This window comes from Gallibacterium anatis DSM 16844 = F 149, from assembly GCF_000379785.1.
Classification (GTDB): domain Bacteria; phylum Pseudomonadota; class Gammaproteobacteria; order Enterobacterales; family Pasteurellaceae; genus Gallibacterium; species Gallibacterium anatis.
Genome location: NZ_KB903715.1, coordinates 57,215 through 68,411 on the forward strand (window position 1 = coordinate 57,215; position 11,197 = coordinate 68,411).

Annotated in this window: 12 protein-coding genes; 8 read left to right on the top strand and 4 right to left on the bottom strand. The window is 41.4% G+C overall.

Annotated elements, in window-relative coordinates:
• The first annotated feature begins 11 nt into the window (after nt 1-11).
• From purD to artM, 6 genes are all read left to right on the top strand, one after another.
• On the top strand, nt 12-1,298 hold the full coding sequence (gene purD, locus A3EO_RS0108730; protein ID WP_018346846.1) for a phosphoribosylamine--glycine ligase: 1,287 nt from the start codon (nt 12-14) through the stop codon (nt 1,296-1,298).
• Nucleotides 1,299-1,468: 170 nt separating this feature from the next.
• Entirely contained in the window at nt 1,469-2,731 is a 1,263-nt protein-coding gene (glyA, locus tag A3EO_RS0108735; protein WP_018346847.1) for a serine hydroxymethyltransferase, read from the top strand.
• A gap of 138 nt (nt 2,732-2,869) precedes the next feature.
• A complete protein-coding gene (gene artP / locus A3EO_RS0108740) occupies nt 2,870-3,598 on the top strand; it encodes an arginine ABC transporter ATP-binding protein ArtP (RefSeq protein WP_013745505.1) in 729 nt (242 codons plus the stop codon).
• Nucleotides 3,599-3,619: 21 nt separating this feature from the next.
• Nucleotides 3,620-4,342 carry an arginine ABC transporter substrate-binding protein gene (locus tag A3EO_RS0108745; protein ID WP_018346848.1) on the top strand — a complete coding sequence of 241 codons (723 nt, stop codon included), beginning with the start codon at nt 3,620-3,622 and terminating at the stop codon, nt 4,340-4,342.
• Between the two features lie 5 nt (nt 4,343-4,347).
• Entirely contained in the window at nt 4,348-5,019 is a 672-nt protein-coding gene (artQ, locus tag A3EO_RS0108750) for an arginine ABC transporter permease ArtQ (RefSeq protein ID WP_018346849.1), read from the top strand.
• Nucleotides 5,019-5,699 (top strand): arginine ABC transporter permease ArtM, encoded by a 681-nt coding sequence (gene artM, locus A3EO_RS0108755; protein ID WP_013745502.1) that lies wholly within the window; start codon nt 5,019-5,021, stop codon nt 5,697-5,699. The genes artQ and artM overlap by 1 nt, the downstream gene beginning before the upstream one ends.
• A 59-nt stretch (nt 5,700-5,758) precedes the next feature.
• On the opposite strand, the gene ruvX is transcribed toward artM, so the two are convergent.
• The 3 genes from ruvX to rsmE are packed head-to-tail and all read right to left on the bottom strand — an operon-like array spanning nt 5,759 to nt 7,489.
• The gene (gene ruvX / locus A3EO_RS0108760; protein ID WP_013745501.1) at nt 5,759-6,178 is read right to left on the bottom strand and encodes a Holliday junction resolvase RuvX; all 420 of its coding nucleotides are present in this window, start codon (nt 6,176-6,178) and stop codon (nt 5,759-5,761) included.
• On the bottom strand, nt 6,178-6,738 hold the full coding sequence (locus A3EO_RS0108765) for a YqgE/AlgH family protein (protein WP_018346850.1): 561 nt from the start codon (nt 6,736-6,738) through the stop codon (nt 6,178-6,180). The genes ruvX and A3EO_RS0108765 overlap by 1 nt, the downstream gene beginning before the upstream one ends.
• A gap of 19 nt (nt 6,739-6,757) precedes the next feature.
• Entirely contained in the window at nt 6,758-7,489 is a 732-nt protein-coding gene (gene rsmE, locus A3EO_RS0108770) for a 16S rRNA (uracil(1498)-N(3))-methyltransferase (RefSeq protein ID WP_026211075.1), read from the bottom strand.
• Nucleotides 7,490-7,648: 159 nt separating this feature from the next.
• Here rsmE and tpiA point away from each other — a divergent pair, with 159 nt between their 5' ends.
• Together tpiA and gshAB are read left to right on the top strand one after the other, a co-directional pair.
• Nucleotides 7,649-8,416, top strand: a complete 768-nt coding sequence (tpiA, locus tag A3EO_RS0108775; RefSeq protein WP_018346853.1) for a triose-phosphate isomerase — start codon at nt 7,649-7,651, stop codon at nt 8,414-8,416.
• A 193-nt stretch (nt 8,417-8,609) separates the two neighbouring features.
• On the top strand, nt 8,610-10,883 hold the full coding sequence (gene gshAB / locus A3EO_RS0108780; protein WP_018346854.1) for a bifunctional glutamate--cysteine ligase GshA/glutathione synthetase GshB: 2,274 nt from the start codon (nt 8,610-8,612) through the stop codon (nt 10,881-10,883).
• Nucleotides 10,884-11,008: 125 nt separating this feature from the next.
• Here the strand turns inward: gshAB and A3EO_RS13175 are convergent.
• A partial coding sequence (locus A3EO_RS13175; protein WP_026211076.1) for a transposase occupies nt 11,009-11,197 on the bottom strand: 189 nt, incomplete at its 5' end.

An 11,197-nucleotide genomic window follows, 5' to 3' on the forward strand; every position in this document is an offset into this window, starting at 1 on the left:
GGAGGGAGCAAATGAAAGTTTTAATTATTGGTAATGGCGGTCGCGAACACGCATTAACGTGGAAAGTGGCACAATCACCATTAGCGGATAAGGTTTATGTTGCTCCCGGCAATGCCGGTACGGCGCAAGAAGCTAAAGCGGAAAATGTGAATATTTCTGCAACGGATATTCCGGCATTAGTCAATTTTGCTAAAGAAAATGCAGTGGATTTAACCATTGTTGGACCTGAAGCACCGTTGGTTTTGGGCGTGGTTGATGCGTTCCGTGCCGAAGGGTTGAAAATTTTTGGGCCAACTAAAGCAGCAGCACAGTTGGAAGGCTCAAAAGCATTTACCAAAGACTTTTTAGCCAGACATCACATCCCGACAGCGGAATATCGAAACTTTACTGAAATTGAACCGGCATTGGCGTATGTGCGTGAAAAAGGCGCACCGATTGTGATTAAAGCGGACGGCTTGGCTGCCGGTAAAGGGGTGATTGTCGCAATGACGCTTGCCGAAGCGGAAAATGCGGTGAAAGATATGTTGGCAGGCAATGCTTTTGGTGAAGCCGGACATCGGGTCGTCATCGAGGAATTTTTGGATGGTGAAGAGGCGAGTTTTATCGTTATGGTAGACGGTAAAAATGTAGAGCCGATGGCAACCAGTCAGGATCATAAACGTGTCGGTGAAGGAGATACCGGTTTAAATACCGGTGGTATGGGAGCCTATTCCCCGGCACCGGTGGTGACGCAAGAAATTCATCAGCGCATTATGCAGGAAGTGATTTATCCTACCGTAAACGGAATGGCAGCAGAAAATAATGTTTATACCGGTTTTTTATATGCCGGTTTGATGATTATGCCGAATGGACAACCAAAGGTGATTGAATTTAACTGCCGATTTGGTGATCCGGAAACACAACCGATTATGATGCGTTTACAATCCGATTTGATTGAACTTTGTTTAGCCGCGTGTGACGGAAATTTGGATCAAAAACAGTCGCAGTGGTGTGAACAGGTGGCGTTAGGCATTGTGTTGGCAGCGGAAGGTTATCCGGATACACCGAGAAAAGGTGATGTTATTCACGGCTTGTATACAGCGACAACTGCGGATGAAAAAGTTTTTTATGCCGGTGTGGCGCAACAGGGCAACGACATTGTGACCAACGGCGGTCGTGTGTTATGTGTAACCGCATTGGGTGACAGTGTGCTTGCAGCACAACAAAAAGCGGCGCAGTTAGCGGAACGTATCCACTGGAATGGACGTTTTTATCGTCGTGATATTGGTTGGCGTGCGATTAAACGAGAGCAGAATTAATGCATTGGTTAAATGATCAAATTTAACCATATTTTATTTTTCGCTTATCAATATGAATAGAATTCATCAAAGAAATGAAAAAATTAATTTTAGATTTTTATGACAATAGTATCGATAAAAAGCTAAACTAAACGGGATGAGACCACCATTTAATTTAAGAGGAAATTTAAATGCTTAAAAGAAGTATGAACATCGCAGATTATGATAAAGAGTTATGGGACGCTATTTGTAACGAAGATCGTCGCCAAGAAGAACATATTGAATTAATTGCCTCCGAAAACTATGCGAGCCCACGTGTGATGCAAGCGCAAGGTTCGCAACTTACTAACAAATATGCAGAAGGGTATCCGGGTAAACGCTATTATGGTGGTTGTGAATATGTGGATATTGTTGAGCAGTTAGCGATTGATCGTGCTAAAGCGTTATTTGGTGCGGATTATGCCAATGTTCAGCCACATTCAGGTTCACAAGCAAATGCTGCGGTTTATATGGCATTGGCTGAACCGGGTGATACTATTTTAGGAATGAGCTTGGCTCATGGTGGTCACTTAACTCACGGTGCGGCGGTGAGTTTTTCCGGTAAGATTTATCACGCAGAGCAATACGGCATTACCGATGACGGTGTGATTGATTATGACGCATTACGTGAACAAGCATTGCGCGTTAAACCGAAAGTGATTGTCGGTGGTTTCTCGGCTTATTCTCAAGTTGTTGATTGGAAAAAAATGCGCGAAATTGCGGATGAAGTCGGAGCTTATCTTTTCGTTGATATGGCACACGTTGCCGGTTTGATTGCAGCCGGTGTTTATCCGAACCCATTAGAATATGCTCACGTTGTCACCACAACAACCCATAAAACATTGGCAGGTCCACGCGGTGGTTTGATTTTAGCTAAAGGCGGCAGCGAAGAGTTATACAAAAAATTAAATAGCGCAGTGTTCCCAGCCGGTCAAGGTGGTCCGTTAATGCACGTGATTGCAGCGAAAGCGGTTTGCTTTAAAGAGGCGATGGAGCCGGAATTTAAAGCTTATCAGCAACAGGTGGTGAAAAATGCGCAAGCAATGGTGGAAGTGTTTAAACAACGTGGCTACAACATTGTTTCCAACGGCACACAAAATCACCTTTTCCTTGTTGATTTAGTCAATAAAGGTTTAACCGGTAAGGCTGCAGATGCGGCGTTAGGTCGTGCCAATATTACCGTTAATAAAAATGCGGTGCCGAATGATCCTAAGAGCCCATTCGTCACTTCCGGTATTCGTGTCGGTACACCTTCCGTCACTCGTCGTGGCTTCCAAGAAGAAGATGTTAAAGCATTGGCAGGTTGGATGTGTGATGTGTTGGATGCTATCGGCAAAGATAATGAAAATGAAGTTATCGAAGCGACTAAACAAAAAGTGTTGGAAATCTGCCGTCGCTTGGCGGTTTATGCCTAATTATTAATGTTTTAAATGTCGAATCCTTCTTCATTAAATGGAGAAGGATTTTTTTGTATATAAAAACTTTATTGCATAAATATGCAGGAAATATTAATATATTTGCATTTTTCAGAGTATTAATCAGAGTTTAGCTCAATGACCATCAGCATTAAAAATGTAAACTTTTTCTATGGTTCCACCCAAGCGTTATTCGATATCAATTTGACCGCCGAACAGGGCGATATTGTGGTGTTATTGGGGCCTAGCGGTGCGGGGAAAAGTACTTTTATTCGTACATTAAATTTATTGGAAGTGCCGAAAAGCGGAGAGTTGGTGATTGCCAATAATCGTTTTGATCTCTCTACTAACAATGATCCGAAAAAAATACGTCAATTACGTCAGGATGTCGGTATGGTATTTCAACAATATCATTTGTGGCCGCATATGACTGTGATGCAGAATTTGATTGAAGCACCGATGAAGGTGTTGGGTTTAAGTGAAACGGAAGCCAAAGAACGTGCATTAGGCTTGTTAAAACGGTTACGTTTGGAAGCTCACGCAGATCGTTTTCCGTTACATTTATCAGGCGGACAGCAACAACGTGTTGCCATCGCACGTGCATTAATGATGAAACCGCAAGTTTTATTATTTGATGAACCGACCGCAGCATTGGATCCGGAAATTACCGCTCAAGTGGTTTCAATTATTCAAGAATTGCAACAAACCGGTATCACCCAGTTTATTGTGACTCACGAAGTGAATGTGGCGCGTAAAACCGCGACTAAAGTCGTGTATATGGAGCAAGGACACATTATTGAAGTTGGTGATGCTTCTTGTTTTGAAAATCCGAAAACACAACAATTTAAACAATATTTATCACACTAAATCCCATACAGGAGAAACAGAATGAAAAAAGTTTTATTAGCAAGCTTATTATTCGGTGCAGCAGTAGCAGCAAATGCGCAAACCATTACTTTTGCGATGGAACCGACTTATCCACCGTTTGAAAATACCAATGAAAAAGGTGAGATTGTTGGTTTTGATGTTGATGTTGCCAATGCGATTTGTAAAGAGATCAAGGCGGATTGCAAATTCAGCAGCCAATCTTTCGATAGCTTAATCGCCGGATTAAAATTTAAACGTTTTGATGCTGCCATTTCGGCAATGGATATTACCCCTGAACGTGCAAAACAGGTCAGTTTTTCTGACCCATATTACGACAGTTCTGCCAGTTTCGTCGCTGCTAAAGAGGGTGTTACTTTAGAAAATGCGAAAAATATCGGTGTACAGAATGGATCCACTTTCCAACAATATATTGCGGCTAAAGCGAAACAATATAGCAGCAAACCATATTCTACATTGCAAAATGCAATTCTGGATTTAAAAAATGGTCGTATCGATATTATTTTCGGTGATACCGCAGTGTTGGCAGAGTGGATTAAGAGCGATAAAGCGGTGCATTTTGTAGGCGATAAAGTGACTGATCCGGAATATTTCGGTACAGGTTTAGGCATTGCCGTTAATAAGAAAAATACTGAATTATTGGGTCAACTTAATCAAGGCTTGAAAGCGATTAAAGCAAACGGTGAATACCAAAAAATTTATGACAAATGGATGTCTGGTAAATAATTAATATGTTTTCAGATTTTATCAATTTAATGTTTTCCGCTACCCTGGTTACGCTGGGGCTAGCGGTTTGTTCTTTGATACTCGGATTGATTTTAGCCATTATTTTTGTGGTGTTGGAAACCAATAAAATCCGTTGTATCCGACAACCTACATCAATAATCGTAACCCTATTGCGCGGTTTACCTGAAATTCTGGTGGTGTTATTGATTTTCTTCGGTTCAACGCAAGTATTGTTTTTGTTGACGGAAGAGTATATCGAATTCAGTGCATTTTGGTGTGGATCAGTAGCGTTAGCGATTATTTTTGCCGCTTATGCTTCGCAGTCGTTGCGTGGTGCAATTCAGGCAATTCCGTTAGGGCAATGGGAATCCGGTGCGGCATTGGGGTTAAGTCGTGCCCAAACTTTTGTCCGTATTATTATGCCGCAAGTGTGGCGACACGCATTGCCGGGTTTGAGCAACCAGTGGTTGGTTCTGTTGAAAGATACAGCGTTGGTGTCATTAATCGGTGTCGATGATTTAATGCGTCAGGCGGAATTGGTCAACGCCAGTACACACCAACCGTTCACTTGGTATGGCATCGCGGCGCTGCTTTATTTGGTGATTACATTAATCAGCCAAGCGGGTATTAGAAAATTGGATCTCTATTTTACGCGTTTTGAACGGGAGAAAAGCTAATGGTTCAAGAGTATTTTGTAACTATTGCTCAAGGGATTCCTACCAGTTTATTGCTAACCGTAGTTGCACTGGTTATCGCTTTCTTTTTAGCAATTTTATTTACGTTCCTATTGGCGTTGGGCAATCCGATTATTAAAAAAATCATTGGTGTCTACATTACTTTATTTACCGGAACACCGCTGTTGGTGCAAATTTTCCTAATTTATAGCGGCCCCGGTCAATTTCAATGGATTGTAGATGGTCCATTGTGGAGTCTGTTATCAAATGCGTGGTTCTGTGCGATGTTGGCATTGGCATTAAATAGTGCCGCCTATTCAACACAGCTCTTTTATGGTGCAGTCAAAGCGATTTCCAAAGGGCAGTGGGAAAGTTGTGCCGCCTTGGGGTTATCGCGTGCGCAAACGTTGAAGATCTTGATTCCATATGCCCTTAAACGCGCATTGCCGTCTTATACCAATGAAATTATTTTAGTTTTCAAAGGGACTTCGTTGGCATCCACCATTACCATTATGGATATTATGGGTTATGCGCGTCAGCTATACGGCACCGAATATAATGCATTGTTGATTTACGGCTTGGCAGGGGTGATATATCTAGTGATTACCGGTGTTGCCACCTATTTCTTGCGTAAGCTGGAGCAACGTGTGTTGGTATTTGAGCGTTTGGAAGTGGCCAAATAGAAATCAAAGCAAGTGAGATAAAAAACTTGGGTTTTGCCCAAGTTTTTTATTATCTGTGGTTAAAGTTGATTTTCAAACCAGCTTTCCAGAATAAGGCAAGCTGAAATAGAGTCGATTTTCCCTTTGTTTAATGCTCGGTAGCCACCACGAGAAAAAATTTCGGCGCGCGCTTCAGTGGTGGTTAAACGTTCATCCTGCAAGGCAATTTTGACACCGAAACGACCGTTTAAACGGTTAGCGAATTTTCGCGCTCTTTGTGTAATTTCCTGTTCCGTGCCGTCCATATTCAGTGGTAAGCCGACAACCACCAAATCCGGTTTCCATTCATCAAGGCATTTTTTGATCGCATCCCAATTTGGAATACCGTCCTGTGCTTTGAAAGCCGGCAAGGCTTGAGCAGTTTGTGTAATGCTTTGACCGACGGCACAGCCAATACTTTGTGTGCCGAAATCAAAAGCGATAACGGTTAAATTGGACATTATGCTCTCCCCATTTCGTGGCTTAATTCATAGCTTTGATTAATCCCTAAAAGTTTATTTGCTGCTTGCCAACGTTGATCAAAAGGAAGCTTAAACAAAATATCATAATCCGCCGGTACGGTTAGCCAATCGTTATTTTTAATCTCTTCCGCCAACTGTTCCGGCTGCCACAAAGCACAGCCTAATGCAATGAAATACTCTTTCGGTGCGGCATCGCTATTGAGTGATAACAAAATATCGGACGATGTTGTCAGCATTAAATCATCATTGATGGCAAACGAGTAACGATAGCTTTTATCGGTGACGGTATGCAGCACGAACCCTTGCTCAATATTGACCGGACCACCGGCAAAGATCATCTTCTCCGGATATTTTGGTTCGGTTGGCATTAGGTGATTCATTTTTGCCATCATTTCCGCCAGACTTAAATCGGTCGGCTGATTAATCACTAATCCCATTGAACCCTGTTCGTTATCTTCGCAGATATAAACCACAGAGCGTTGGAAAAAAGGATCGTCCAAATCGGGCATTGCTACAAGAAATTGATTTTGTAATGTCATACTGTTCCTTAAAACTAAACTACAAATCACCAAAACAGATCTGTAATGCACTGATTGCCACGAGTGAAGCGGTTTCGGTACGCAAAACACGTTTGCCGAGCAACACTTCGGTGAAACCTTGTTGAACCGTTTGTTCAATCTCCTGTTCGGATAATCCACCCTCTGAGCCGATCAGTAAACGCACACCGGCTGCAGGCGGTGGCGGCAGTTGCTTAATTGATTGTGAAGCACGCGGATGGAGATTTAATTTCAACATTCCATCATTTTCTGCACACCAATCTTGCAATTTCATCAATGGGCGAATTTCCGGAATAATGTTACGTCCACACTGTTCACACGCGGCAATGGCAATTTTTTGCCACTGTTGGATTTTTTTCTCCATCCGTTCGGCGTCTAGTTTTACACCGCAACGTTCAGACCATAACGGCGTAATTGTTTTTACACCAAGTTCGACTGATTTTTGAATGGTAAATTCCATCCGTTCGCCACGTGAGATAACTTGCCCGAGATGAATATTTAACGGTGATTCGCGATTATCAAAGATTGCATTTTGTAGTGCAACCGTAATCTGTTTTTTGCTGATTTCCGTAATTACGGCAGGATAAATATGATTACTGCCATCAAATAATTCAAGGGCTTCACCTACTTTCATTCTTAAAACGCGCCCTACGTGGTGCATCGCCTCTTCAGTTAATTGGCATTGAGCGAGATGAGTTAAGGATGTCGGATGATAGATGCGTGGTATTCTCATAATCTGTTTTGATTTGTTGTTATTAAAAATCGGGTTAATCATTAAATTAGCGGTTATTGTAAAAAATTATCGCTTTTTTTGATATATCTCTAATGATTTTTAGTGATTTTTGCTATAGTAAGCGCCGTTATTTTTTTGAATATAATCAAGGAGAAAATTATGGCTCGTCGTCCTTTAGTTATGGGCAACTGGAAATTAAACGGTAGCAAGGCATTTACCAAAGAATTGATCAATGGTTTGAAAGCTGAATTAGCAGGTGTTGAAGGTTGTGATGTGGCAATTGCTCCGCCGGTAATGTATTTAGCAGAAGCGGAAGCTGCATTAGCCGGTAGCAAAATTGCATTAGGTTCACAAAATGTTGATCTTAAACAGTCCGGTGCGTTTACAGGTGATATTTCTGCAACAATGTTAAAAGATTTCGGTGCAAAATATATCATTATCGGTCACTCTGAACGCCGCGCATATCACCACGAAAGCGATGAGTTTATTGCACAAAAATTTGCTGTATTAAAAGAACAAGGCTTAGTACCGGTGCTTTGTATTGGTGAAAGTGAAGCGGAAAATGAAGCAGGAAAAACAGAAGAAGTTTGTGCAAGACAAATCGATGCCGTATTAAATACCTTAGGTGCAGAAGCCTTTTTAGGTGCAGTTATTGCTTATGAACCGATTTGGGCAATCGGTACAGGAAAATCTGCTACTCCGGCACAGGCTCAAGCGGTGCACGCTTTCATTCGTAGCCATATTGCGAAGAAAGATGAAAAAGTTGCCGAACAAGTGATTTTACAATACGGCGGTTCTGTTAATGACGGCAATGCGGCAGAATTATTTGCAATGCCGGATATCGATGGCGCATTGGTTGGTGGTGCTTCATTAAAAGCACCGGCGTTTGCTACCATCGTTAAAGCAGCGGCAAAAGCGAAAAATTAATTGATTTTAGTGTAACTATTCAAGGAAGCCCTTTTACCGAGTAAAAGGGCTTTTTTGTCATCTGCTTTTCATTACAAAAGATAACTTTCAAATACTGAATCTATATAACATATAGTTAAAAGCTATTTGCATTCCTTGATGAAATTTCATATTAATGTTCGGTTAAATTAGAACTCGAGAAAGGCTAATAAATATGAATATTCAGCAACTGATAACACAAAACCACCTTGAACTGTTATTCCAACAGGGTACGTTTGGCATTGAGAAAGAGAGTCAACGTATTGATGAAAAAGGAAAAATTGTTACTACACCTCATCCGAAAGTTTTTGGAAACCGTTCTTATCACCCTTATATTCAGACCGATTTTGCAGAAAGCCAGCTGGAGTTAATTACTCCGCCACAGCAGAGTGTTAAAGATGCTTATCGTTGGTTGTCTGCGATTCACGAAGTGGTGTTGCGATCTTTGCCGGAAAATGAATATATTTCGCCGTTCAGTATGCCGTTGGCGTTACCGCCGGAAAGTGAAATTAAAGTGGCACAGCTGGATAATGCGGAAGATGTCGCTTATCGTGAGCATTTGGTCGAGAGTTACGGCAAATATAAACAGATGATCAGCGGTATTCACTACAATTTCCAACTGGCGGATGATCTGATCGAAAAATTGTTCCAACTACAAACTACATATCAGGATCCAATCGCATTTCGTAACGATCTCTATTTGAAATTGGGCAGAAACTTCTTACGTTATCAATGGTTGTTGGTCTATTTATTTGCTGCCTCACCAAGTGTTGAGAATGCGTTTTTCAGAAAAGGGCAGCAAATTCCACAACAGTTTGTACGCAGCTTACGTTCCAGCCATTATGGTTATGTTAATCACGAGGAAATAAAAGTTTCTTATGAAAATTTGCAGCAATATGTAGAAACATTGGAACATTGGGTGCGTAGTGGAAAATTGATTGCAGAAAAAGAGTTCTATTCCAATATCCGTTTCCGTGGTGCGAAAAAACAGGTAAGAGAATTATTGGAAAAAGGTATCCGTTACCTTGAATTTCGTTTATTTGATCTTAATCCGTTCGCACAATATGGTATCGAGTTGGAAGATGCGGAATTTATTCACTATTTTGTGCTGTTGATGCTATGGCTGGAAAAAACGGCGGATCAAGGTGATGTTGAAAAAGGTCGGGAGATGCTGGCGGAAGTGGCATTGGAACATCCTTTATCAATTACCGCATATCAACAGGAAGGTTTGGCTTTATTTGATCAATTTGAGCAGATGTTGGCACAGTTAAATGCACCTGAATCAGTGAAACAGACCGTACAACAAAAACGTCAGCAACTGTTATCGCCGGAAATGACGCTTTGTGGGCGTTTAGTGCAAAGTATGCAACAGCCGACAGATTATCATCAGTTGGGATTGACCTTGGCAAAACAGAATAAAGCAGCGGCGACAGCGCGTTATTATGCATTAACTGCATTTGATAATATGGAACTTTCAACGCAGGCATTGATGTTTGATCTGATTCAACAAGGTATTAAAACCGAGATCTTAGATGAAAATGATCAATTCCTCTGTTTACAGGTGGGGGATCATATTGAATATGTTAAAAACGGTAATATGACCTCGAAAGATAGCTATATTTCACCGTTAATTATGGAAAATAAAGTGGTGACGAAAAAAGTGTTGGCGAAAGCCGGTTTTAATGTGCCACAAAGCCTTGAGTTTAGAAATGTTGAAGATGCGGTGCGTGCCTATCCGTTATTTGAACATCGTGCGGTGGTGATTAAACCAAAATCAACCAATTTCGGTTTGGGCATTACCATTTTTAAACAAGGCGTAGAAAATCGGGAAGATTTCCGCCAAGCGGTAGAAATCGCTTTCCGCGAAGATAAAGAGGTTATGATTGAAGATTATTTAGTCGGTACCGAATATCGTTTCTTTGTATTGGGCGATGACACTTTAGCGGTATTGCTGCGTGAGCCGGCAAATGTGATTGGTGATGGACAACATACCGTTGCCGAATTGGTTGCAGCAAAAAATGAGCACCCATTGCGCGGTGACGGCAGCCGTACGCCATTGAAGAAGATTGCATTAGGTGATATTGAAAAATTACAGTTAAAAGAGCAAGGATTAACGGTTGATTCAGTACCGGAAAAGGGAAGAAAAGTGCAATTACGGGCGAATTCCAATATCAGCACCGGTGGGGACTCAATCGATATGACCGATTTAATGCATCCAAGTTATAAAGCATTGGCGGTAGGCATTACCAAAGCAATGGGCGCAGCGATTTGCGGCGTGGATTTGATTGTGCCTGATTACACTAAACCGGCAGAGCCTAAATTAAGTTCTTGGGGCGTGATTGAAGCTAATTTTAACCCAATGATGATGATGCATATTTTCCCATATCAAGGAAAATCTCGGCGCGTCACTAAGAATGTGATCAAAATGTTGTTCCCTGAATTGTTCTAATATGAGAAATGCCTATTACTGTTGTAATAGGCATTTCAGACTGCTGACAAACCCATCTTTCCAAAATCATTTGATAAAAGTGGGTTTGTTTTTTTTACTTTGTCGCTTTTCTCTTGCTTTTCCTTTCAGATAACGGTGCCAGCGGTCATTTTCGCTGATTGTTTTACCCATGCCTCAAACAAGTAAAATTGACGCCATAAATAAGACAAAATAGCCCATACCACTAGGGCAATTTTCTTGATATTTTGTGCCATTGCCGCAAGGAAGCATTGCATTTGCACTTTGGATAATCCTCTATAACGAGCATAGCGATG